18 protein-coding genes are annotated in these 24,652 nt (G+C 64.9%); 10 read left to right on the top strand and 8 right to left on the bottom strand.

Annotation, left to right across the window (positions count from 1 at the left end; all coding sequences use genetic code 11):
* Positions 1 to 59: 59 nt before the first annotated feature.
* The 4 genes from ACSYDV_RS15565 (at position 60) to ACSYDV_RS15580 (ending at position 3,785) form a co-directional block, all read left to right on the top strand.
* A complete protein-coding gene (locus ACSYDV_RS15565; protein ID WP_438324713.1) occupies positions 60 to 1,238 on the top strand; it encodes a M48 family metalloprotease in 1,179 nt (392 codons plus the stop codon).
* Positions 1,235 to 1,894 carry an endonuclease III gene (nth, locus tag ACSYDV_RS15570; RefSeq protein WP_438324714.1) on the top strand — a complete coding sequence of 220 codons (660 nt, stop codon included), beginning with the start codon at positions 1,235 to 1,237 and terminating at the stop codon, positions 1,892 to 1,894. Before ACSYDV_RS15565 ends, nth begins: the two co-directional genes overlap by 4 nt.
* A gap of 65 nt (positions 1,895 to 1,959) precedes the next feature.
* Positions 1,960 to 3,330, top strand: coding sequence for a M20/M25/M40 family metallo-hydrolase (locus ACSYDV_RS15575; RefSeq protein WP_438324715.1), 1,371 nt, complete (start codon positions 1,960 to 1,962; stop codon positions 3,328 to 3,330).
* 71 nt (positions 3,331 to 3,401) lie between these two features.
* On the top strand, positions 3,402 to 3,785 hold the full coding sequence (locus ACSYDV_RS15580) for a cupin domain-containing protein (RefSeq protein WP_438324716.1): 384 nt from the start codon (positions 3,402 to 3,404) through the stop codon (positions 3,783 to 3,785).
* Here the strand turns inward: ACSYDV_RS15580 and ACSYDV_RS15585 are convergent.
* A complete protein-coding gene (locus tag ACSYDV_RS15585) occupies positions 3,782 to 4,378 on the bottom strand; it encodes a TetR/AcrR family transcriptional regulator (protein WP_438324717.1) in 597 nt (198 codons plus the stop codon). The genes ACSYDV_RS15580 and ACSYDV_RS15585 overlap by 4 nt on opposite strands.
* A 33-nt stretch (positions 4,379 to 4,411) precedes the next feature.
* Here ACSYDV_RS15585 and ACSYDV_RS15590 point away from each other — a divergent pair, with 33 nt between their 5' ends.
* Genes ACSYDV_RS15590 through ACSYDV_RS15600 form a run of 3 tightly spaced genes read left to right on the top strand, consistent with a single transcriptional unit; the run spans position 4,412 to position 8,442 of the window.
* Positions 4,412 to 5,578, top strand: coding sequence for an aromatic ring-hydroxylating oxygenase subunit alpha (locus ACSYDV_RS15590; protein ID WP_438324718.1), 1,167 nt, complete (start codon positions 4,412 to 4,414; stop codon positions 5,576 to 5,578).
* A gap of 36 nt (positions 5,579 to 5,614) precedes the next feature.
* Positions 5,615 to 6,835, top strand: a complete 1,221-nt coding sequence (locus tag ACSYDV_RS15595; RefSeq protein WP_438324719.1) for an FAD-dependent oxidoreductase — start codon at positions 5,615 to 5,617, stop codon at positions 6,833 to 6,835.
* Positions 6,832 to 8,442: a phytoene desaturase family protein gene (locus tag ACSYDV_RS15600; protein ID WP_438324720.1), complete on the top strand. Its 1,611-nt coding sequence runs from the start codon at positions 6,832 to 6,834 to the stop codon at positions 8,440 to 8,442. The genes ACSYDV_RS15595 and ACSYDV_RS15600 overlap by 4 nt, the downstream gene beginning before the upstream one ends.
* Here ACSYDV_RS15600 and ACSYDV_RS15605 read toward each other — a convergent pair whose 3' ends face one another.
* The 7 genes from ACSYDV_RS15605 to ACSYDV_RS15635 form a co-directional block, all read right to left on the bottom strand.
* Positions 8,443 to 8,835, bottom strand: coding sequence for a DUF805 domain-containing protein (locus ACSYDV_RS15605; protein WP_438324721.1), 393 nt, complete (start codon positions 8,833 to 8,835; stop codon positions 8,443 to 8,445).
* 118 nt (positions 8,836 to 8,953) lie between these two features.
* Positions 8,954 to 10,282: an APC family permease gene (locus ACSYDV_RS15610; protein WP_438324722.1), complete on the bottom strand. Its 1,329-nt coding sequence runs from the start codon at positions 10,280 to 10,282 to the stop codon at positions 8,954 to 8,956.
* Between the two features lie 4 nt (positions 10,283 to 10,286).
* Entirely contained in the window at positions 10,287 to 12,659 is a 2,373-nt protein-coding gene (locus ACSYDV_RS15615; RefSeq protein WP_438324723.1) for a TonB-dependent receptor, read from the bottom strand.
* A 129-nt stretch (positions 12,660 to 12,788) separates the two neighbouring features.
* Entirely contained in the window at positions 12,789 to 14,615 is a 1,827-nt protein-coding gene (locus tag ACSYDV_RS15620; protein ID WP_438324724.1) for a tetratricopeptide repeat-containing sulfotransferase family protein, read from the bottom strand.
* Positions 14,616 to 14,625: 10 nt separating this feature from the next.
* Positions 14,626 to 16,242 carry a thioredoxin domain-containing protein gene (locus tag ACSYDV_RS15625; RefSeq protein WP_438324725.1) on the bottom strand — a complete coding sequence of 539 codons (1,617 nt, stop codon included), beginning with the start codon at positions 16,240 to 16,242 and terminating at the stop codon, positions 14,626 to 14,628.
* Between the two features lie 55 nt (positions 16,243 to 16,297).
* Positions 16,298 to 17,701: a M48 family metalloprotease gene (locus tag ACSYDV_RS15630; protein WP_438324726.1), complete on the bottom strand. Its 1,404-nt coding sequence runs from the start codon at positions 17,699 to 17,701 to the stop codon at positions 16,298 to 16,300.
* Between the two features lie 88 nt (positions 17,702 to 17,789).
* Positions 17,790 to 20,492: an Rne/Rng family ribonuclease gene (locus ACSYDV_RS15635; RefSeq protein ID WP_438324727.1), complete on the bottom strand. Its 2,703-nt coding sequence runs from the start codon at positions 20,490 to 20,492 to the stop codon at positions 17,790 to 17,792.
* A gap of 679 nt (positions 20,493 to 21,171) precedes the next feature.
* On the opposite strand from ACSYDV_RS15635, the gene ACSYDV_RS15640 reads away from it, so the two are divergent.
* The 3 genes from ACSYDV_RS15640 (at position 21,172) to ACSYDV_RS15650 (ending at position 24,649) form a co-directional block, all read left to right on the top strand.
* Positions 21,172 to 22,086 carry an N-acetylmuramoyl-L-alanine amidase family protein gene (locus tag ACSYDV_RS15640; protein ID WP_438324728.1) on the top strand — a complete coding sequence of 305 codons (915 nt, stop codon included), beginning with the start codon at positions 21,172 to 21,174 and terminating at the stop codon, positions 22,084 to 22,086.
* A 167-nt stretch (positions 22,087 to 22,253) separates the two neighbouring features.
* Positions 22,254 to 23,507, top strand: coding sequence for a D-arabinono-1,4-lactone oxidase (locus tag ACSYDV_RS15645; RefSeq protein ID WP_438324729.1), 1,254 nt, complete (start codon positions 22,254 to 22,256; stop codon positions 23,505 to 23,507).
* A complete protein-coding gene (locus tag ACSYDV_RS15650; protein ID WP_438324730.1) occupies positions 23,504 to 24,649 on the top strand; it encodes a DSD1 family PLP-dependent enzyme in 1,146 nt (381 codons plus the stop codon). The genes ACSYDV_RS15645 and ACSYDV_RS15650 overlap by 4 nt, the downstream gene beginning before the upstream one ends.
* Positions 24,650 to 24,652: the final 3 nt, after the last annotated feature.

A 24,652-nucleotide genomic window follows, 5' to 3' on the forward strand; every position in this document is an offset into this window, starting at 1 on the left:
ACCGATTTGTCCATCGGGATCCGCCCTTGCTGGACGGACAGAATATACGGGGGAATAGCATGAGTTTCGATCCCGCTGCGGCAACCGCGCGCTATATCGATGGCCTTGGCGCGGAGGCGCTGGCGACAGCCGCCGCCTATACGACCGGCAACCACTGGCTCCTTTTGTGGGGGCTCCTCGTGTCGGCGGTCGTGACCTTGCTGTTCGTAAAGCTGGGCATCCTCGATCGGCTCGACGCGCGGCTGGCGCGGCGCGGCTGGGCGCTGCGTACCTTCCTGCTTTGCGCGGTTTTCATGCTGGTGTCGGCGCTGATGACATTGCCATGGGATCTCTATTCCGGCTGGTGGCGCGAGGTGGCCTATGGCCACAGCAGCCAGCCGCTGGGCGACTATCTCGGCCAGTCGGTGATCGGGCTGCCCATCATGACGTTATTCGGCGGCCTGTTTTTCCTCGCCGTCTATGCGCTGATCCGCCGTGCGGGGAAGCGCTGGTGGATATGGTCGGGCGGGCTGGCTGCCGCTGCGATTACGGCAGTGCTGCTCGTTTCTCCGATCCTGATCGAGCCCTTGTTCAACGAATATAAGCCGGTGCCCGAGGGGGCGGTTCGCGACGCCTTGACCGTTCAGGCCCGGGAAGCGGGCATCGCACCCGACCGCATCTTCCTGTTCGACGGATCGCGTCAGTCGAACAATTTTACCGCCAATGTCTCGGGTCTCGGCTCCTCCGCGCGCATCGCCATTTCGGATGTCGCGATGAAGGGGGCCTCGCTCGACGAGGTCAAGGCGGTCACCGGGCATGAGATCGGCCATTATGTCCTCGGTCATATCTGGCGCATGGTCGTTACCTTCTCGCTTCTCGCCATCCTGCTCTTCTTCCTCGCCGATCGCCTGTTCCCGCGTGTCGCGCGGCTGTTCGGGAGCAGCGCGAACCTCGCCGATCCGCGCGGCCTGCCGGTGATGATGTTCATTCTGTCGCTGTTCGTGCTTGTCGCGCTGCCGGTTCAGAATTTCCTCGTGCGGACGGGTGAGAGCGAGGCCGACGCCTATTCGCTGCGCAACGCAGGACTGCCCGACGCGCTGGCGAGCGCGCTCGTCAAGACCGCCGAATATCGCAATCCGCGCCCGGGCGCGGTCGAGGAGTTCATCTTCTATTCGCACCCCTCGGTCGAACGCCGCGTCCGCGCCGCGATGGACTGGAAGGCCAAGCATGACGGCGGGACGCCGACGCCGAAGCCATGAAGAAAGCGGATATCTTTGAATTTTACCGGCGGCTTGCCGAGCTGAACCCCGATCCGGAGACCGAGCTGGAGTTCGGCAATCATTATCAGCTGCTCGTCGCGGTCGTGCTTTCGGCGCAGGCGACCGACGTCGGGGTGAACAAGGCGACGCGGCGGCTGTTCCAGGAGGTGACGACCCCGCAGCAGATGGTCGATCTCGGCGAAGCGGGATTGAAAGAGCATATCAAGACAATCGGGCTGTTCAACGCCAAGGCGAAGAATGTCATCGCGCTCTCCGAAATCCTCGTCCGCGACTATGACGGCGAAGTCCCCGCCGACCGCGACGCGCTCGTCGAACTGCCGGGCGTCGGGCGCAAGACCGCCAATGTCGTGATGAACTGCGCTTTCGGCGCCGAAACCTTTGCCGTCGACACCCATATCTTCCGCGTTGGCAACCGCACGGGTCTCGCGCCGGGCAAGACGGTGCTCGCGGTCGAAAAGGCGATGGAGAAAAACACCCCGGCGCCGTTCCGCGTCGGCGCGCACCACTGGCTGATCCTCCACGGCCGCTATATCTGCAAGGCGCGCACCCCCGAATGCTGGCGCTGCCCGGTCGAGGATCTGTGCCGGTACAAGCCGAAGACGCCGATGCCGAAAGCGAAGAGGGCCGCGGCCTGAAATTCCGCTCGACAAGCGCACCGCGAACCGATTGAACGGACCCTTCCATAAAAGGGGTCGACGATATGCGCCTTGTTTCCGCTTTTCTTGCTTCCGCTGCCCTGCTCGCCGCCGCGCCGGTTCATGCCAGGCCCGCCGACACCGATGCGGCAAAGACGATCCTCAAGGACAGCATCGCGATCCCGACCGTCGCGGGGCGCGGCAAGGTGCCCCAGCTCGCCGCCTATTATGCCGGGGTGCTGAAGGCGGCGGGCTATGCCGACAGCGATATCGTCATCACCCCGCTGGGCGAGACCGCAACGCTGGCCGTCACGCTCGCCGGAACGGGGAAGGGCAAGCCGATCGTCCTGCTCGGCCATATGGATGTGGTCGAAGCCGATGCAAAGGACTGGACGCGCGATCCCTTCGTGCCCGTGGAGGAAAATGGCTATATTTTCGGCCGCGGGTCAGAGGATAACAAGTTTGACGTCGCGATGATGGTCGCGACCATGGCCCAGCTCAAGAAAGACGGCTTCAAGCCCAAACGCTCGATCATCCTCGCGCTATCGGGCGACGAAGAGACCGAGATGCTGACGACCCGCGCGCTCGCGCAGACCTATAAGGGCGCCGAAATGGCGCTCAACGGCGACGGGGGCGGCGGGACGATCGGCGAGGACGGCAAGGCCAAATATTATGGTCTGCAGGCGGGCGAGAAAACCTACGCCGACTATGTCCTCGAGGTGACCAACCCCGGCGGCCACAGCTCGCGTCCCGGCGCAGTCAATGCGATCGCCCAGCTTTCCGACGCACTCGCAAAGGTCGGCGCCTATCGCTTCGCGCCGCAGCAGAATGAGCTGACCAAAGTCGGGATGCCGATCGTCGCCGATCAGGTCGGCGGCGACATCGGCGCGGCGCTCAAAGCCTTTGCCGCCAATCCGGACGACGCGGCGGCGGTCGCGAAAATCCGCGCCGACCCCGAATATGTCGGCCAGATCGGCACCACTTGCGTTCCCACGCTGGTCAAGGGTGGTCACGCCGAAAATGCGTTGCCCCAGCGCGCCACCGCGAACATCAATTGCCGCATCTTCCCCGGCGTCGGGATCGAGGCGGTGCGCGCCGAACTCGAAAAGCTCATCGCCGATCCCGCGATCAAGGTGAACACTGACCCCGACGCCACCGCCAGCGACGCCTCGCCGCTGCGTCCCGACGTCGTGGCGGCAGTGACCAGGGCGGTCCACGCGCGCTTCCCCGGCCTGCCGATCATCCCGTCGATGAGCGCGGGCGCGACCGACAGCCTCTATTTCCGCGCCGTCGGCGTCCCCAGCTATGGCGTCGCCGGACTGTTCAGCAAGGCGAGCGACAGCTTCGCCCACGGCCTCAACGAACGCGCCCCGGTCGATGCGATTCCGGGCGCGCTCGCGCATTGGGACAGCTTGCTGCGCGATCTGTCGAAATAGGACTGCGCCGGCTTCTCGATTCTTTTTGAGAATCGTTCGCAATTTGATATGCGGGCATGGGGAGAAACGCCATGCCCGTGTACCTGCGCCGCACCGCCGTGTTTGTCGTGACCGCACTGACCCGTCTCGTGCGCAAGCTGCTGGGCCGCGGCGGGATGCCCGGCCAGCCACTGTTCCATAGCTTCGGGCTGTATCGCGGCATCTATATCGGCGGCATCGCGATGCGGGAAAGCACGGGCTGGGAAATGCATCCGGCGGGCGATGAGGTGCTGACTCTGCTGTCGGGGCAGTGCGATATCATATTGGACGAGAACGGGGTTGAAACCATCGTCGCGCTCACGCCGGGGAAGAGCGCGCTCATACCGCAGGGCGTGTGGCACCGCATGGTCATCAATACGCCCGGCGAACTCCTGTTCATGACGCCCGGCGACACCACCGAACACCGGCCGCTCTAGGCGGGAAGCAGCGCCCCAACTGCCTGCTCGATCATCGCCACCGCCGCCTCGGCGCCAAAGCTTTCCGCATCGAGTGACAGCTCCAGCCACAGCCCGTCGACCATCGCGGTCAGCATGATCGCCAGCCGCCCGGCGTCTGCCGCGTCACAGGCGGCCAGCAATTCGCCCAGCCGTTCGCGATAGCCGGCATAGCTTGTCGCGTGGATGGCCGCCATCTGCGCATCGCTCCGCGCGAGCGCCCAGAAAGCGGTCCATGCGCCCAGCAACTCGGGATCGGTCACCGGCGGGCGAAAGCTTGCCGTGAGATAAGCGTTCAGCCGCGCCCGCGGATCGCTGCCGGCTCTCGCGACCGCATCGGCGAAAATCGCGTCCATCCGGTCGCTCGTCGCGCCATAAGTTGCCGCCACCAGATCGTCGATGCCGCCGAAATAATGGCGCAGCAGTCCCGGCGAAACGCCCGCCTTGGCACAGATCGCGCGGACGTTCGTCCCCGCAAGTCCATGCTCGGCAAGACATGCTGCGGTCGCCTCGATCAGGTCGGCGCGGCGGGCGTCGGCGCTTTCGCGCGTAAAGGCTTGGCGAGCGGGCTGCATATTGTTATACATGTGTACAACAAGGACAGGCATATGGCAACCGCACCGATTCTCACACCCGACATCGACCCGCAAAGCGGCTGGTCGCTGCCCGCATGGACCTATAGCGACCCCGAATTTCATGACGTTGAAATCGAACGCATCTTTCGCCCGAGCTGGCAGGTCGTCTGCCACGACAGCGACATTCCGAATCCGGGCGACTGGCACAGCATCGACTATATCGGCGAAAGCGTCATCGTCGTGCGCGGCGCTGACCGCGTCGTGCGCGCCTTCACCAATGTCTGCCGTCATCGCGGATCGCGGTTGGTCGATGGCGCGACGGGCTGTGCCAAAAAGCTCGTCTGCCCCTATCACGCCTGGACCTATGACCTCGACGGCCGGCTGACCGGCGTTCCCGATTCGGCAAGCTATCCGACGCTCGACAGGGGCAAGGCAGGGCTGGTGCCGGTCGATATCGAAAGCTGGCGCGGCTTCTGGTTCGTCCGCCTCGCCGACGATGGCGGGCCCTCGGTCGCCGCCATGATGGCGCCCTATGAAGCGCAGATCGCTCCCTATCGCTTCGAAGAGCTTGGCGCGCTCGGCCGCGTCACGCTCCGCCCGCGCGACGTCAACTGGAAGAATGTCGGCGATAATTATTCGGACGGCCTCCACATCCCCGTCGCGCACCCCGGGCTGACACGCCTGTTCGGCAAAAGCTATGGCGTTGAGGCAGAGGATAATGTCGACCGCATGTGGGGCGACCTGATCGACCGGCCGTCGGTCAACTGGTCCGAACGCATGTATCAGAAACTGTTGCCGCCGGTCCCGCATCTGCCTGAGCAAAACCAGCGCCACTGGCTCTATTTCAAGCTTTGGCCCAATGTCGCCTTCGACATTTATCCCGATCAGGTCGATTTCATGCAATGGCTTCCGGTCAGCCCGACCCGCTGCCTGATCCGCGAAATATCCTATGTCCTCCCCGATGAGCGCCGCGAAATGAAGGCGGCGCGCTATCTCAACTGGCGCATCAACCGTCAGGTCAATGCCGAGGACACCGCGCTGATCAACCGCGTCCAGCAGGGGATGGCGTCACAAAGCTTCACCATGGGGCCGCTCAGCGACAAGGAAGTCTGCCTCAATCATTTCTGCTCGCGGATGCGCGACATCATCCCCGAAGCGCGGCTGGAACATGCCCCGCCGCCGGGGTGGAGCCGCAAATGATCCAGAAAACCCCATTCGCATCGAGCGAAGGCCGTTGTGGCTGACACTCTGCCTGTCCTCATCGTCGGCGGCGGCCCCGCCGGGATGGTCGCGGGCCTGCTCTTCGCGCGCGCCGGGGTGCCCGTCACCATCCTTGAAAAGCACGCCGATTTCCTCCGCGATTTTCGCGGCGACACGGTGCACCCTTCAACGCTCGAACTGTTCCACGAGATCGGCCTGCTCGAAGAATTGCTCAGGGAACCGCATGCGGCGATCGACACGATGACCCTCAATCTGCTCGGCGCGCCCTATACGATCGCGACGATGAAGCATCTGCCCGTCGCCGCGCCTTTCGTCGCGATGATGCCGCAATGGGATCTGCTCGATTTCATCGCGGGGCAGGGCAGGAAATATCCGACCTTCGACCTTCGTATGTCGACCGAGGCGACCGACCTGACCTATGACGCCGCAGGCCGCGTCAGCGGCGTGACGCTGGCGGGCGGTGCGACGCTGTCCGCGCGGCTCGTCATCGCCGCCGACGGGCGGCGCTCGATCTTGCGCGACGCTGCCGAACTGCCGCTCGAAGACCTTGGCGCGCCGATGGATGTGCTGTGGTTTCGCATCCCCGTTCCCACGGGCATGACCGCGTCGGAGGTTGCGCTCGGCACGATCGACCGGGGCGGCATGGTCGTCGCCATCCCGCGCGGCGATTATTGGCAGTGCGCGCGGATCATCGAAAAGGGGATGTTCCCCGCGATCGAAGCCCGCGGCATTGCGGCCTTTCGTCAGGATGTCGTCGCGATCGCCCCGGGTCTTGCCGCCGGGATCGATGCGATCGCCAGCTTTGATGATGTGAAACTGCTCACGGTCGCGCTCGACCGGCTGACGCGCTGGTCGCGGCCCGGACTGCTCGCGATCGGCGACGCCGCGCATGCGATGTCGCCGGTGGGCGGGGTCGGCATCAACCTTGCCGTGCAGGATGCCGTCGCCGCCGCCAATATTCTCGCTGCCCCGCTTGCCGCACGCGCCGATCCCGATCCGCTGCTTGCCAGCGTGCAGCGACGGCGCTGGAAACCGACGGTGCGGATGCAGGCGATCCAGCGTTTCGCACACCATAAGGTCATCGAACCCATGCTGCGCGGCGAAATCACGCGCGTGCCGTTCGCCGTCCGCCTGCTCGACCGCTTCCCGCTGCTTCGCCGCATCCCCGGCCGCATTCTCGGCCTCGGCTTCGGCCGCCAACATGTCACATCCCCGCTTGCGAAAGAATTTCCATGACCAAAGCCTATGACGCCCTCATCATCGGCGCCGGCCATAACGGCCTCGTCTGCGCTTTCTATCTCGCGCGGGCGGGCCTCAAGGTTCGGATCGTCGAAGCGCGCGATGTCGTCGGCGGCGCCGCGGTGACCGAGGAATTTCACCCGGGATTCAAGAATTCGGTCGCCAGCTACACCGTCAGCCTGCTCCAGCCCAAGGTGATCGCGGACATGAAGCTCGCCGATCATGGCTATCGCGTGATCGAACGCCCGATCAGCAATTTTCTCCCGCAGGAGGATGGCAGTTACCTCAAGCTCGGCGGCGGGCTTGAACGCACGCAAAAGGAATTTGCGCGTTTCTCCGCCCACGATGCCGCGCGCCTTCCCGAATATTATGACATGCTCGAAGGCGTCGCCGATGTGCTGCGCGACCTCGCGCTCAAATCGCCGCCCAATGTCGGCGACGGCTTCAAGACGCTGATCGACGCCGCGCGGCAGGGGCGGGGGCTCACCAGGCTCAGCCTGTCGCAGCAGCGCGATGTGCTCGAACTCTTCACCAAATCGGCGCGCACCTTCCTCGACAGCTGGTTCGAAAGCGAAGCCGTCAAGGCCGCCTTCGGCTTCGATGCGGTGGTCGGCAATTATGCCAGCCCCGATACTCCGGGCAGCGCATACGTCCTCCTTCACCACGTCTTCGGCGAAGTGAATGGCAAAAAGGGTGCATGGGGCCACAGCGTCGGCGGCATGGGCGCGATCACCCAGATGATGGCGAAGGTCTGCACCCAGCTCGGTGTCGAAATCAGCCTCGAAGCCCCCGTTTCGCGCGTGCTGGTCGACGGCGGCAAGGCGGTCGGGGTCAAGCTGGTCAGCGGTGAGGAGATCGCCGCGACCCGCGTCATCGCCAACGTCGGGCCGAAGCTTCTCTACGAACGTCTGATGGACGAAGGCGATATTGCCCCCGAATTCCGGCGCCGGATCAAGGCGTTCAAGGCGGGCAGCGGTACCTTCCGCATGAATGTCGCGCTGTCGGAGCTGCCGCGCTTCACCTGCCTTCCAGAACCCGGCGAACATCACCAGTCGGGGATCATCCTCGCCCCGACCCTCGATTATATGGACCGCGCCTTCCTCGATGCGAAGCAGTTCGGCTGGTCGAAAAAGCCGATCGTCGAAATGCTCATCCCCTCGACCGTCGACGACAGCCTCGCGCCTCCCGGCCAGCACGTCGCCAGCCTCTTCTGCCAGCAATTCGCCCCAGAGCTTCCCGATGGCAGGGATTGGGATGCCGAAGAAGGCGCCGCGGCCGACTGCATCATCGACACCGTCGAGGCGCATGCGCCGGGTTTCCGCGCATCGATCCTCGGCCGTCAGATTCTCAGCCCCAAGGGGTTAGAGCGCAAATTCGGCCTCGTCGGCGGCGACATCATGCACGGCAATATGAGCCTCGACCAGCTCTGGTCGGCGCGCCCGGTGCTGGGCAATGGCGCCTATCGCGGGCCGCTCAAGGGCCTCTACATGTGCGGTGCGGGCACCCACCCCGGCGGCGGCGTTACCGGCGCGCCGGGGCATAATGCCGCGCAGATCATCCTGCGCGACCGAGGCTTTTTCGCACCCCGGTGGCGCGAGGCCTGATCAGCCGAAGACGTCCTGCGCGCCGCGGCCCTTCGGATCGTCGCCAAAGCGGTTCGCGCCGCTGGTGCCTTCAAGGCACATGAAAACGAACACCGCGATGCCGCCGACATAGGGGATGAAGCTCAGCAGATAGAACCAGCCGCTCTTGTCCTGATCGTGGAAACGGCGGACCGTCACCGCGATGGTGGGGATCAGGAAGACCGCAAGGTAGGCGAGCAGGAAGACCCAAAGCAGGACCGGAACGCCGGCGGTCAAATCGCTGATCGAGATAATAAGGAACATCGGAACCAACGCGACGATCAGCTGGAACAGCGCGAACATCCAATATTCCTTGCGCCGCGACCGCCCGGTGAAATCGGCGTAGCGCTTCAACGGCATCAACATCCATTCCATAATTTTGCCCCTGCATTGATCGAACATGGGCAAGTCTGAAACCCGATCTTCGGAATGGCAATAGCCAATCGTGCCGTCCCGAAAGCGAAAGCATTTCGGGCCGCGCTGTCGCGGGGGATCAGGACAGGATTGCCATCCGGCGCCGCATTATCAGATAGATGGGCAGGCCCGCGGCGGTCATCGCGACGCTCCACAGGCTCGCCTCCCACCCCGCGCCGTAAAAGGCCCAGCAGCTATAGGCGAAGGCGACCAGCGTCAGCGCGATGAAGGCCGACGACGTCTTGAGTGCGCCGTCATATTCAAGTTTCAGCGCCGCGAGCGCGCCCGCGATATAGAAAATGATCGCGGTCGATGTGGTGATCAGCACCATGAAGCTGAAAAGCTCGGCCAGCCCGCGCGCATAATTGGCATAGACGATGATGCTCGCAAGCCCGCTCGATACGATCTGGGTCACCCAGGGAGAAGCGAAACGATTGTCGCGCGCGAATATCGGGGGCAGCAGGCGGCGGTGCGCAAGGTCGCGCGGGATTTCGCCCTGCAACAGGACAAAGCCGTTGAGCGCACCCAGCGCGGCGATCGCGGCGAACAGCGCGACGCCTTGCCCCGCCGACGGGCTGACCAGCGTGGAAAAATAGGTCGCATAGGATGCGTTCGAATGTTCGAGCGTGTCGAGCGGCAGCAGCAAGGTCACCGTGGTGCACGACAGCAGATAGAGCAGCCCGGTCGCTGCCGCCGCAATCATCGTTGCGCGCGGGATCGTCGTTTCGGGATCGCGCACCCGGTCGCCGACGACGCAGCTGCTCTCGAACCCCAGCAGCGCGAACAGGGTCAGCGTCGCCGCGCTGCCGATGCCCGACAGGCTGACCGGCTGCGTTCCCGCCATCGACGCCGCCGGCGCGTCGCCGGCTCCCCACAGCCACAGTGCGACGATCACTGCGCCGACGACCGGGATCAGCTTGAGCCCCAGCGTCAGCAACTGCGCGCTGCCCGCGCGCCGGACGCCGAGCAGATTGACGAGGGTGAAGAACCAGATGCACCCGATCGCGATCAGCGCGGGTCCCGCGCCGCCCGCGCCGAGCGCCGGAAAGAGGATCGACAAATTGGAGATGGCCGCGACCGCGAGCGTCGCGACGACGGTCCAGCAACTGATCCAGTAACTCCATGCAACGATGAACCCGGCGCCCGGTCCAAAGGCCGCGGCGGCATAGGTAAAGGTCGCGCTGCCGCCGGGCAGCTTTCGGGCGAGCCGCGCCAGCACCGCCGCCAAGCACAGCGTCCCGGTGATCGACACGCCCCAGCCGATCACCGCATTCCAGCCGAGCGGGGCAAGATCGCGCGGGAGCAGGAACACCCCCGACCCGATCATATTGCCCATGCCCAGCGCGACGCACATCAACAGGCCGAGTTTCTGGCCCGATCCGGCTTCGCGCGTCGCCGCGGACGTCACCCGGTCAGAAATCCTTGCTGACCTTGATGCCGATCAGCCGCGGCCGGATGACATTGTCGTAAAAGATACCGCCATTCGGCGTACCGTTATCGGCATCGCCGCAGACCGCCTCGTCGCACTGCACCGCGCTGTTGATCACCCCGCGGCTGTCGAACAGGTTGGTCGCGAACAATTCGGCGCTCCAGTCTTCGCTCTTCACCCCGATGCTGAAATCGGCGGTCGTATAGGCGCCGAAATTGCCGACGATGCCGTTCTGGAATGGCCGGAGGTCGGATCGCCGCTTGCCGATATGATTGACCGCGAACTGGACATGGCCGTCGAGCCCGCTGACCGGAAAATCATAACGCGCGACGGCATTGCCTTTGAACTTCGAGGTGACGGGCAGGCGCGATCCTGCGGGCGCCAGCTCTTCGTTCCCGGGGGTCGTGCAATCGAAGGCGTCATTGGCGATGGCGCAGAAATCGCGCCGGATCTTCGCATCATTATAGGCGCCGCCCAGAGTCAGCGAAAAACCGCCCGACCGATAGCTCAAATCGGCCTCGACCCCGCGGATGCGCGCGATGCCGGCGTTGCGAACCTCGGTCAGCCCGTTGTCGCCGAGGAAGGACAGCTGGATATTGTTCCAATCCTCCTGATAGACCGCGCCGTTGAAGCGCACCGGACCAAAGCTGCTTTTCCACCCCAGCTCATAATTGTCGAGCCGGTCGGGGCCATAGGGCGGCAAGGACCCGCGACGGTTGATCCCGCCAGGACGGAATCCGCGCGACCAGGTCGCATAGACCATGACATCGTCGGTGAATTTATAGGTCAGGTTGAGCTTGTGGATGAAGTCGGTTTTCTTCGTCCGCTTGTCGAGATTGGTGCATGGCGACCCCGCGACGATGGCAGGACCCTGGCACAGATAAATCGGATTGTCGCTGTAGCCGGGATTGCTGTAGCCAAAAAAGCCGACCAGACTGTTGTCGAACTTGTACACGCGGCCGCCGCCGGTCAGCGTCAGCCTGTCGGTGATATCGAAACTGACCTCGCCGAAGGCGGCATAGTCGCGGTCGACACGCAGCTGCTTGGTGAACCAGATGTTGTCGGTGGTGCCAGGCACCTGCAGATTGTCGGCAAGATCGTCGATGCGGTAATTTTGTTCGATATTGTGCGACTGGCGCTGCCAGAACAGCCCCCCGATAAAGCGGATACGGGCATCGGCGGGCGATGCGACGCGGATTTCGCCAAAGCTGCGCTTATAGCGGTCGATGCCCTGAATATACTGGTTCGGGCTGATGAGGTTGCCATCATTGTCTTTGAGCGCCGCGCCGGAACCATAGAGCGCATCATAGAAATAGGCATAGTCCGAATAATCGCTGTCGGTCAGTGTCTTGCGGCGCAAATGCCCGCCGGTGACGGTCAAATCCCAATTGCCGATCTTGCCCTCGATCGTCAGCGCGGCCTGGATCCATTTATCGTCGCTGCGTTCGGGATTATATTGCACCGTTTGCAAATCGCCGGTCACCGCCTTTGACCGCTCCTGCGCAAAGCTGCCGTGCGCTTTCTGGATCTGGCCCATGACCGTCGGCCGCACCGTCCAATTGTCGTCGAGTTCGATTCCAAGCGCGAGGCGCGCACCATAGGTGTCGACGTCATTATAATTTTTCTCGACGAGATCGTCGTTGGTCTGGGTGATGCCGCTGGTGGGATAGGAGCGGCTGCCCGCGATATTGTCGATATAGCCCGCGTCGTGGCGATACCAGCCGACGAGGCGCAGCGCGGCGCGTTCGCTCAGCGCGACGTTGACGAAACCTTCGGCGACCCCGCCGACGTCGCCGTGGGCGACGCTGTTGAGTTCCAGCCCCATCGACCCATAGGTGCCGCTGGTGTCGGGCTTGTTGGTGATCATGCGGATCGTGCCCGCCATCGAGCTGGCGCCATATAATGTGCCCTGCGGCCCGGCGAGCGCCTCGACCCGCGCGAGATCATAGGCATGAATGTCGAGCGCGCCCTGAATCGTCGTGATCGGCATTTCGTCGAGATAGGTGCCGACGGTCGGTAGCGAGGTCGAGTGATTGGCATTTTCGCCCGAGGCGACGCCGCGGAAATAGACCTGGCTGAACCCGGGCGCGAGCGTCTGGATCGTCACCGATGGCAGGAATTTGACGACGTCCTGAAATTCCTTGACCTGCAATTCGTCAAGCCGTTCGGTCCCGATCGCCGTGATCGCCATCGGCACGTCTTGCAGATTTTCTTCGCGCTTCGACGCGGTGACGACGATGTCGCGGTCGTCGTTGATGCCCGATTGCTGGGCAAGAGCCGTTCCCGATGTCGATAAAATGGTACCGCCCAACAGCAATGCACCGCCGCGTACCGCGTAAAAGCCGACCTTGCGCATGAGACCCCCTTCTCAAATGACAGCTATGTGACAGAGCATGACGCGCGGCAGAGCAAGCGCAAGTCCTGTCGTGCGCGCGCGTCGGCGGTTGGTCGAAATTGTCGGGTGCTGTTGCCCAAAGGCAACGAATCAGGCGAGGGAAGCAGGGACCCCCGGATAGGCATCGAGCACGGGACCGAGCGCGTCCCTGAGCGGCGCCAGCCATGCGTCATAGGGTTGCCATTGGCCGACCCCGTCGCGGTTGATCGGGCGGCGCACCTGTTCGCTCGACGCGGTGCGCACCGCGCGCGCATTGGCGTGAAACGCCATGCAGCCTGGCTCGAACGGCAGACCCAGATAGTCCAGCATGGCGCGAATTTCCCGCTCGGGATCGTCGAGGAGCGCCTCGTGGATCACGCGGTGGATCCGCCCCGGCTGGACGGCGTCGATATGCGCCATCAACCGCACATAATCGCGGTAATAGGCGCCGATATCGGCGAGGCCATAGCTGAACGCCTGACCCTTCGCATAATGCTGGCGATAGTTGGAAAAACAGCAATCGAGCGGATGACGACGCGCGTCGATGATCTTCGCATTCGGCAGGATCAGGCGGATGAAGGGCGCGTACAGCCAGTTGTTCGGCAGTTTGTCGATATAAAATGGCTTGCCCGTCTTGCGCTGCACCGCGGTCCGCCGCAGATAATCGGCGCCCAGCTCGGCGAGCCGTTCGGGCGGCGCTTCGATCAGCGCTTCGGCCCAGCGCCGGGCATCGCCCTTGTCGTCGCGGCCAAGGCCCAGCGCGAGCGCCGGGATATCGGGCAATTCCATCGTTCCCTCGATCGCCGAATGGCTCGCGAGGATTTGCTCGATCAGCGTCGATCCGGCGCGGGGCATGCCCAGGATGAAGACCGGATCGGGGGCGGAATCGCCCGCACCGGCGCGCGCTGCGAACAGGTCGGCGGGACAGGCGGCGATCACCGCATCGACCGCCGCGCGCGTTTCTTCGGCACGGTAATCGAGCTGGCCGGCGCGGATCGCATTGCCCGCCACGTAGTGCCGAAAGGCATCGGCATGCGCGCCGGCATCGTCATAGGCTTTGCCGAGTGCGAAATGCAGGTGCAGCCGGTCGTCGGCGCGCGCGTCGTCTGCGGAGTCGGCCCCAACGCCTATGCCCTCGAGCGCGGCCTCCATCGCGTCATGATCGGCGGTATCGAAGCGGATCGTCTTCAGATTGGCGAGGCTCCACCATGTTTCGCCCAGCCCGGGATCGGCGGCGAGCGCGGCGCGATAGGCGGCGATACTGTCGTCCTGCCGGCCCACGGTCTTCAATATATGGCCATAGCTCATCCACAGCTTGGCATGGTCGGGGAAGCGCGCGGTCAGTTCTTCATAAAGGGCAATGGCCTCGTCATAGCCGCCGACACGGCCGAGCGCGGCGGCTTTCAGATTGGCGTGGGCGGGGTTGGCGGGGTCGGCGGCCAGCACGGCGTCGAGTGTTTCCACCGCCTCGGGAAAGCGGTTCTGCTTGTAATAGACGGTCGCAAGGTTGGCGCGTGCCGCCCCGAAACCCGGCGCAAGCTCGAGCGCGCGGGTCAGCAATTTTTCGGCGTCGCCATAACGGCCGATGCGGCCTGCGACCTCGGCCAGCATGCGGATCGCCGCAACATCGGTCGCATCCTCTTTCAGCCGCGCGCGCAGCGCGGCTTCGGCGTCGGGCAGGCGGTCGTCGGCCAGCGCGAGCGCCGCGTCGACCATCGCCGCATCATGGATCGTCGCGCCGACCGCAGCGAGCGAGGCCGCCTGCGCTTCCTCCTCACGGCCCAGCGCGCGCAGCGCATGGGCGGCGATGCGGTGCGCCGCCGCCGATGTCGGGACTGCCTCCAAGATCGCGCGCGCCTGCGCCAACGCGGCGCCGGGTTCGCCCGTCAGCAGGCGGCGGGCATTGGCGATCGCTTCATCATGGGTGACGGTCGCCATGTGCGGGGGTTCAGCTCTTTGCCGCCCGCGCCTTGGCGACCGCTTCGCGCAGCCCGGCATAGCCGATCTGCCCCTGCATCAACTGATCGCCGATGATCCAGGTTGGGGTCGCGTTCAGCTGCAACTGGGTGGCGATGGCAAGGTTGCTGTCGAGTTCGCGCTGGAACAGGGCCTCGTTCGCGGTCGCATCGGCGCTGCCGTCGGTGACGACGCCGACTTTTTCCGCGGCGGCGGCGATCGCCGCCTTGTCGAGCGAACCCGCGGCGAACATCGCGTGGTGAAAGGCGTCATATTTGCCCTGACGCGCGGCAGCGAGGGCCATCAGCGCGGCGTCGCGGCTTTGCGGGGCGATGATCGGAAGTTCGCGGAACACCACCTTGACGCGCTTGTCCTCACGGATCAGCCGGTCGACGTCGGGAACGCTGGCGCGGCAGAAGCCGCAGGCGTAATCGGTGAAGACGACCAAGGTCACATCGCCGTCGGCATTGCCTGCCCACGCCCCGGCATAGGGTTTTTCCAGCGCCGGGCGAATTGCGTCGATCGCCTTTGCCATTTCCTTATCGCGCTGGGCTTCCAGTGCCTCGGGAATGATCTGGGGATTGGCGCGGATATAGTCGGCGACGACGGTCTCGACCTCGCTCTTGCTCATTCCGCCGCCAAGGCGCCCGCCGAGCCAGAAGACCATGCCGAGCAGGGCCAGGCCGGCGATCCCGACCAGCCATGTTCGCGAAGCTCCGCCGTCCATTCCTGTTCCCTTGATCTGCGGCAGGCGCGGGGCGGCCATCGCCTTCGCACTTGTCGGCTTTCTGGTTGCGGCCGGCGGCACATGCGGCGTCCGGTCGTCGCTTTCGATCCCCGCGCGGGGCGGCGGCGGTGCCGCCATGGGCGGCTCACCCGCGAACAGCGGCAGGTCGGGCGCGACCGAGCGTTCGGCGGCCTGTGCCGCGGCTTCCTCGCGCGCCAGCAATTGTTCGAGCCCCGACGGGGGCGGCGGCAAATCCTCTTGCGGGGTCGGCAGCAATTTGGTCGCGGCGTCGCCGATGCTGTCGCGCAGGGTTTCGGTGCCCGCGCGTGCGGCCTGACCGATCCCGGCCTTGGTCTTTCCGGCGACTTCGCCCAGCCCGCGGCCGGCCTCGCTCGATATTTTGGCGACCTTGTCGCCCAGCGCCATTTTCTCCCACGCCTCACCGCTCGCGGCGGCGGCGGCGCGCCCGGCGCGGGCCGAATTGCTGCCGATCGTGCGGGCGGTGCGTGCGGCAAGGATGCCGCTGCGCTGCGCCAGCTCGCGCGACCGGCGCGGAATTTCCATCGCTTCGACGCGTGCGGGGATGTCGGCGCGCTCGCCGACGCGGATCGTCCAGTCGGCAAAGGCGGCGCTGCCGGTGCGGACGGCCTGCCAGATGTTCGCGGCGCCCGCCTTCAACGCTTCGGGTTTCACCAGCGGCGGACGCGGGGCTTCATCGCGCGCGGGATAGCGCGTCAGATCGATACCGACCGGCGGCGCGTCCTTCGGTTTGGCGAGGCCTTCGGTGGCCATTGGACGCTGCGCGTCGCGCGGCAGCGGCGTTTCCGCCGGCTCCTCGCGCAGCCATGGCTGGTAATATTCGTCGTCTTTGTTGTTGTTCACTTGTCGCCCTTGCGCATCTTGGATTTGCGATGCCTGTTTCGTATTCCGCTTGAATCTAACGCCGTTTGCGCTCGCGTTCCACTTCGGCGCGAGCGACCAGCGAAATATCCTGTGCACGAATCCAGTCGGGCGATCCCTGAGGCAGGCCCTGCATCGCAGTGTCGGCATTACGCAGCGCCAGCGATGCCTGTCCACCCATGAGTTGATAGCGTTCGGCCGAGGCGAGGGCGGCGCGCGCCTGATCGCCCTTGTTCGCATAGACGATGCCCAGCTGATACCAGGCAAAGGGGTTCTGGTTGTCGAGCGCGACGGCGGTTTTCAGCACCTCTTCGGCCTCGGCATAGTTGGCGGGGTCTTCGGTCGCGATCAGCGCATGGCCCAGCGTCGCGCTGATCAGCGGCTGCGACCGCGAAATCGTGACCGCCTTGCGTAGCGCCGGGATCGCCTCCTTCGGGCGCCCTGATTCGAGCAGGATCTGCCCCTCAAGCTCCAGGAAATAGGGATCATTCGGATCGGCCTGAATCAGGCCCTCGACCTCGGTCAGCGCCTTTTGCGGATAGGCGCTTTTGTGCCAGGCATAGGCGCGGGCATAGCGCGCCGGGATGCTGTTGTTGCTCTCGGGGAATTTGCGCAGCGTGCGTTCGGGTTCGGCAATAAAGCCGCTGAGTTTGGCCTTCACGCGCTGGAACCGCTTTTCGATGTCGGGGTCGGCGGGCTTGGTCCACGCCGGATCGATCACATAGACCTCGCGCAGCGCCTGAATGCGGTCGCCCGACATCGGGTGGGTGCGGCCATAGGCCTGATCGTCGTCCTGCTTGACCCCATAGCGGAACTCGAGATTCTGCAGCTTCTTGAAAAAGGCCAGGCTGCCGCGGCCGCTGATTCCGGCTGTCGACAGATATTGCGCGCCTGCCGCGTCGGCGGTCGATTCCTGCACGCGCGTAAAGGCCAGAAATTTGCCGAGCGCGGCTTGCTGCCCCGCCATCATCACGCCCATGCCGGCTTCGCCCGCGCCCGCCGCGATCGCTGCGGCGCCGAGCAACAGGCTGAGCAGCGAGATGCCGGTTGCGGCCTTGGCGCCTTCGTTGACGCGAATTGCGTGGCCGCCCATCACATGGCCCAGTTCGTGCGCGAGCACGCCCTGCACCTCTTCGGCGCTGTCGGCGGCTTCGATCAGCCCGCTGAAAACATAGATATCCTGACTGCCGGCGACAAAGGCATTGATGCTGCGGTCGCCGAGCAGGTGGACGCGAACCTGGCCGCGCTGGAGCCCCGCCGCCTCGGTCAGCGGGTCCATCATATTCTGGAGCAGGACTTCGGTTTCGGCGTCGCGCAGGATCGATTGCGCCAGCGCGGGGCGCATCGCGACCGCGAACATCGCCAGCAAAGTCAGGACGATACGGAAAAGTGGGCCCAGGCTATTCGCCCGGGGCGCCATATGTCTTGGGAGAGAATTCATCTCCCGCTGTCTTGCGCCGCGCGCCTGAACCCCGACTGAAGCCATAGGGGCTTTGTGGGGTCCAGAACGCGCGGAAGCAAGTTTTGGCTTAATTTCCGAAAGTACGCTGCCACCAGCCGCGGCGCGGCTCGCCGTCGGGGCCGACGCCTTCGCCTTCGCCTTCACCCTCGGCGCTGACCGTTTCGGGGGTTGCCGGCTCGGCTTCGCGCTCGACGGCGGCTTCGGGCGCCGCTTCGGCGGCTACGGCCTTTTTGGCGCGGCTCGCACGCTTTTTGGGCGCGGGCTTGGCGGGGGCCTCTTCGGGTGCGGCTTCGACAGCTTCGGGCGCCGCTTCGACGGCAACCGCTTCGGTCGCGACGGGCGCTTCCTCTGCGACCGCTTCCGCTTCGGCCTTCGCCACGTCGGCCTTGGTCTTGCGCGGTGCGCGCTTGCGCTTCGGCTTTTCGGCAGGCGCTTCCTCGGCGACCGGCTCGGCGGCTTCGACCTCGACCGGAGCCACCTCTACCGGAGCTTCGGCTTCGGCCTCGACGGCCTCGGCTTCACCGGCTTCACCGGCTTCGGCCTTCGGCTTGCGGCCACGACCGCCACGGCGGCGGCGCGGCTTGGCTTCCGCTTCGACCTCAGCCTCCACCACTTCGGCGTCGCCCTCGGCCGGTGCAGCCTCTGCGGTTTCGGCCTCGGCTTCGCTCTCACCACCGGTTTCGGCGTCGCCTTCACCTTCGGCATCGCTGCCTTCGGCGATTTCATTGCCATCCTCGTCGCGGCGGCCGCGGCGGCCACGGCGGCGACGGCGGCGGCGCTTGCGGCCTTCACCATCGGCATCGCTTTCCTCGCGCGGCTGGCGCGCGGGGCGTTCGGCCGCTTCTTCGGCTTCGGCTTCGGTTTCTTCTTCCTCGTCGAAATACTCCTCGTCCTCATCATCCTCGATGGGAGCGATCGGGGCGAAGCTGCGGCGCGCGACCGGCGGCGGGCCGCTGACCTCGACCGCCATGCGCGCACCCTCGGTCTCGCCGTCCGGCAGGATTTCGACGGTGACGCCGTAAAGCTCTTCGATCTCACGCAGTTCGCGGCGCTTTTCGTTGAGGAGGTAGAAGGTCGCTTCCTGGCTCGCGCGCAGCGTGATCCGGCTGCCCTTGCCGCGTGCGGCTTCTTCTTCGATCAGGCGCAGCGCGCTGAGCCCCGCCGACGAGGCGGTGCGGACCAGCCCGGTGCCTTCGCAATGCGGGCACGGGCGCGTCGAGGCTTCGAGTACGCCGGTACGCAGACGCTGGCGGCTCATTTCCATCAGGCCAAAGCCCGAAATGCGGCCGACCTGGATGCGCGCGCGGTCGTTCTTCAGCGCATCCTTCATCGCGCGTTCGACCTTACGGACGTTCGAACCATGATCCATGTCGATGAAGTCGATCACGACCAGCCCGGCCATGTCGCGCAGGCGCAGCTGGCGGGCGATTTCATGCGCCGCTTCCAGATTGGTGCTGACTGCGGTCTGCTCGATATTATGTTCGCGGGTCGACCGGCCCGAGTTGATGTCGATCGACACCAAAGCCTCGGTCGGATTGATCACCAGATAGCCGCCCGATTTCAGCTGGACGACCGGATTGAGCATCCCCGCCAGCTGATCCTCGACGCCATATCGCTGATAGAGCGAGACCGGGTCGGCATATTGCTTCACCCGCCGGGCATGGCTGGGCATCAGCAATTTCATGAACTGCTTCGCCGCCTTGTAACCCTCGTCGCCCTCGACGAGAACTTCCTCGATATCCTTGTGATAAATATCGCGGATCGCGCGCTTCACTAGATCGCTGTCCGAGTGGATCAGCGCCGGGGCGCTCGATTCGAGCGTCTTTTCGCGAATCTCGTCCCAGACGCGGGCGAGATAGTCGAAGTCGCGTTTGATCTCGACCTTGGTGCGCGCCATGCCCGCGGTGCGGACGATGCAGCCCATCGTCGGCGGCAGGTTGAGTTCGTCGACCATCGCCTTCAGCTTGCGGCGGTCGGCGCCGTTTGAAATCTTGCGGCTGATGCCGCCGCCATGCATCGTGTTCGGCATCAGCACGCAATAGCGGCCGGCGAGCGACAAATAGGTGGTGAGCGCCGCGCCCTTGTTGCCGCGCTCTTCCTTGACGACCTGGACCAGCATCACCTGACGGCGACGGATAACGTCCTGAATCTTGTAGCGGCGGCGGAGCGACATGCGGTTTTCGCCGTCATCATCGTCGCGGCGCCCGCGCCCGCGTCCGCCCTTGCGGTTGTTGCCGCGCCCACGGCCCCGGCCCCGGCGGTCGCCGCCATTGCCTTCGCGGCCTTCTTCGGATCCTTCGGCGCCCTCTTCGGCATCGCCATTTTCGGAATCATGATCGTCGCCGTCATGCTGGTCGTCATGATCGTCATCGCGATCGGCGCGCGCGTCGCCATTGTCGTCTTCGTCATGATATTCGACGTCGGCGACATCGCCTTCCAGCTCGTCGAGGTCTTCCTCGGCGCGCTGCGCGGCGGCGGCGGCATGCTCGGCCTCTTCGCGCAGCAACGCTTCGCGGTCTTCCTTCGGAATCTGGTAATAATCGGGATGGATTTCGCTGAACGCGAGGAAACCGTGGCGATTGCCGCCATATTCGACGAACGCCGCCTGCAAAGACGGTTCGACGCGGGTAACCTTGGCCAGATAGATATTGCCCTTGAGCTGCTTATGCTCGGCGGACTCGAAATCAAACTCCTCGATGCGGTTTCCCTTGGTGACGGCGACCCGGGTTTCTTCCCGGTGCCGCGCGTCGATCAACATGCGCGTGGTCATTGTAAACACTCCAGGCGCGCAGTGGCGCGCCAGTTAAAAGTCCCGCAATCGCCTTTGAACGGCGGTCGCGGCGGAAAAGGGTGAAACGAAAAAAGACGTTATTGCCGCGCATTGGCTGCGTCCGGCCACGCAAATCTGCGTGATGGTCCGGTCCGCGCATACGGTCTTCACGTCCAGCGACGGCCGAGGCGAAAGCGCCCGCGTCGCGGAGTGAAGAGAGCATGGCAAGCCACATGCGGCATCAACCTGTTACGGGATGAGCGGGCGGGCAGGGCGGGCGTAAGGCGAACGCCCCGACTGTCCGGTCAACCGGGTGGACTGGCGGCACATCGCCATTCCCCGCGTGTCCGGCACCAGGGCAGCCATGATCCGCAGATTCGCGGGTCAGGCCTTCCCCTCAAAAGGCCGGACGGCGCCGGGAACGACACCGTCAGTGGAGGCCGTGCTAGCATCGGCATGTCCCGACGGCAACCACAACCACCGTACAAAGATGGGTTGTGACATAAGTGTTGCAAGAAGCGCGCACCGCCGGACCCGTTCCGTCGTCCGCATTTCTTCGCTGTTTCTGCGGTTTTTACGCGCAAGGGCGGGCATCGCCTTCCTGTCCTTCCGCCGTCGCCGGGCCCCCGTTTCGATTATGCGCTGGACCATCGCGCGGCGGCGGCGGCATAGAGGCGCGATGAGCGTGCTGCCTGTCCTGATGGCGATGATCCTCAACCCCGCAGCGCCCCCGGGCGGCTCTGCCGGGATGACGGCGATCGCGCGCATCCCGCACGTCGAATCGGCACCATCTGCCCGGTTTCGCGCCAAGCCGCCCGAAAAACGCTATAGCGTCAGCGTCCCGATCGGCCGGGCAAAGCCCGCGCTGCCGCTGCCACCGATCGAGGGGCCGGATGACGCGCGACTGCCGCTGGTGGTGATCGATGCCGGCCATGGCGGGCACGACCCGGGCGCATTGTCGCCGCACAGCGGCAAGCGCGAAAAGGATATTACGCTGGCGCTTGCCCGCGCGATTCGCGACGATCTGATCGCATCGGGCCGCATCCGCGTCGCGCTCACCCGTTCGGATGACCGCTATCTGTTGCTGGAGGAGCGCTCGGGCATCGCCCGGCGGCTCCAGGCCGATCTGTTCATTTCGGTGCATGCTGACGCGGCGGAAAATGAACAGGCGCGCGGCGCATCCATCTATACCCTGTCCGAAACCGCTTCCGACCGCGAAGCGGCGCGGCTCGCGGCGCGTGAAAACAGGGCCAATATCATCAACGGCGTCGACCTTGGCGGCCACAACCGCGACGTGTCGTCGATCCTCCTCGACCTGACCCAGCGCGAGACGATGAATCGGGCTGCCGACTTCGCCCGGCTGCTTCAGCGCGAGTCAGCGGACGCGGTCAAATTTCGCACCACCGCGCATCGCTTCGCCTCGTTCGTCGTGCTCAAGGCGCCCGACACCCCGTCTATCCTCTTCGAAACCGGCTTTATTTCGAACAAGGATGATGGCGAATTTCTGGCGTCGCAAGAAGGGCAGAAAAAGGTGGCGCGCGGGGTGCGCGAAGCGGTACAAGTCCATTTTGCAAAGCGGATCGCCGCGCCTTAGCCCACCCCCGCAATTCTGCCGGGAAACGGCGGGCTTCGGGGCGTCGCTCCCCTGCCGACATGGTTCAGTCGCTCATGGTTTGCGACGGTCTGACATTATATAGTCTTGACTATCTTTCCACATCCACCCACGCGTCATCCGGTGGGCGATGAAGGAGAGTGAATTATATGCGTTGGAGCAACTGGTCGGGCAGTGTCGAGACCACAGCACGTGTCGCCCGTCCGCAAAGTGAAGAGGAATTGGCGGGGCTGATCCGCGGCGCGCAAAAGGTGCGCGCGACCGGGGCAGGACATAGTTTCATGCCGTTGTGCGAATCGGACGATACCATCGTCAGTCTCGACGATCTTCCCGGCGTTTTGACCATCGCTGCCGACCGCTGCACCGCGCGCGTTCCAGCCGGCTGGAGCATCAAGCGGCTGACCGCGGCCTTATGGGAGGAGGGGCTGGCGCTCGCCAATCAGGGCGACGTCAATCCGCAGTCGCTGGCCGGCGCCATGGCGACCGGTACCCATGGCACGGGGGCGGCGCTCGGGTCGCTCGCCACATTTGCCCGGGGGTACAGGTTGATCGGCGCCGATGGCGAGGCGCGCTGGTGCGATGCCCGGACCCACCCCGATTTGTTCGAGGCCCAGCGCCTCTCGCTCGGCCTGTTCGGCATCGCGACCGAGATCGAGATCACGGTCGTCCCCGCCTATTATCTGGCCGAACGGCTCGAAAGGCGCGCATGGGCCGAAATTCGCGAATCCTATGACGAACTCGCCGACGGGCAACGGCATATCGAATTCTGGTTTTTTCCGCACAGCGATCAGGTGATTTTAAAGACGCTCACGCCGACCGACCCCTGCGATCCGCCGCCGACGACGACCGATATCGAGGAAACGGCGTTTCGCCGCGTGCTCGATATTGCGGCAAAGGCGCCCGCGCTCACGCCCTGGCTCCAGCGTGCCATGATGCGCACCCGGATAGAGGGTGAACGGCGCGGCCCCGCACATAATGTCTTTCCCTCCGAACGCACCGCGCGATTCGAGGAGATGGAATATGAAGTGCCGCGCGCCGCCGGGCTCGCGGCGCTCGACGAGGTGATAGGCTGGATACGGCGCGGGCGATTGCCGGTGACCTTTCCCTTCGAATATCGCACCGTCGCGGCGGACGATATCTGGATGAGCCCGATGAACGCGGGGCCGGTCGCCTCCATTTCGATGCACCAGTATAACAAGATGCCGTGGGCCGGGCTGTTCGCCGATGCAGAGGTGATTTTCCGCGCCCATGGCGGGCGCCCCCATTGGGCCAAGCGCCACACGCTGACCCGCACCGACGTCGACAGCCTTTATCCGATGGCCGAACGCTATCGCGCGGTCCGCCGCGCCGCCGACCCGGCCGGCAAATTTCTCAATCCCCATCTCGAGGCGCTGTTTTCATGAGCGATGACCTGACGTTGCATAACCATCTTGTCGGACGACAGGGAAGCCGCGCCGACCTCAATACCCCGGCGCTGATTCTCGATATCGACGCGCTCGACCGCAATATCGCCTGCATGGCGGGGCTTGTGGCGGCGCGCGGCGTCCGGCTGCGCCCGCATGCGAAGACGCACAAAAGCGTCGATATCGCGGTCCGTCAGGTCGCGGCGGGCGCGATCGGCGTCTGCTGCGCCAAGATCGGCGAGGCAGAGGTGCTGGCCGATGGCGGGATCGCGGGGATATTGATTACCTCGCCCGTCGCCGCGCCGCGCGCGATCGAACGGCTCGTCCTGCTGGCACAGAGCGCGCGCGGGCTGATGGCGGTGGTCGATCATCCCGGGGTCGCGGCGCGAATCGATGCGGAACTCGCGGCGGCCGACGCCCGGCTCGACGTCATCATCGACATCGATCCCGGCATTGCGCGCACCGGGGTCGCCTCGGCCGAGGCTGCGGTCGCGCTCGCGCGGGCGATCGCGGCCGCGCCGCGTCTTCGCTATCAGGGCGTTCAGTTTTACTGCGGGTCGCAGCAGCATATCGAGGATTATGCCGAACGCCGCGCCGCGATCGTCGAACGCACCGCCTATTTGAACGAGGTGATCGCGGCGCTCGCCGACGCCGGTTTCGCGCCGTCGATCGTCACCGGATCGGGCACCGGAACGCATCATATCGACCTCGAACTCGGAACTTTCACCGAACTTCAGGCGGGTTCCTACGTGTTTATGGACAAGCAATATCTCGACTGCGACCTGACCGGCGGCGGCGATCCGCCGTTCGAAGTGTCGCTCGCGGTCGATGCGCGCGTCGTCAGCGCCAATCATTCGGGGCTCGTCACCATCGACGCCGGTTTCAAGTCGCTGTCGACCGACGGCGGGGTGGCGGTGGTTCGGCACGGAGCCCCGGAAACCGCCTTTTTCGCCTTCATGGGCGACGAACATGCCGCGCTGATCGCGCCCGACATCGGCACCCGGATGCAACCCGGCGATCCGGTCAGCCTGACCGTGCCGCACTGCGACCCGACGGTGAATCTCTACGATCATTATCATGTCGTTGCGGATGACACGCTGGTCGCGATCTGGCCGGTCGGTGCGCGCGGCCGTTCGCGCTGACCG

The sequence above is a fragment of the Sphingopyxis selenitireducens genome (assembly GCF_051550705.1).
Lineage (GTDB): Bacteria > Pseudomonadota > Alphaproteobacteria > Sphingomonadales > Sphingomonadaceae > Sphingopyxis.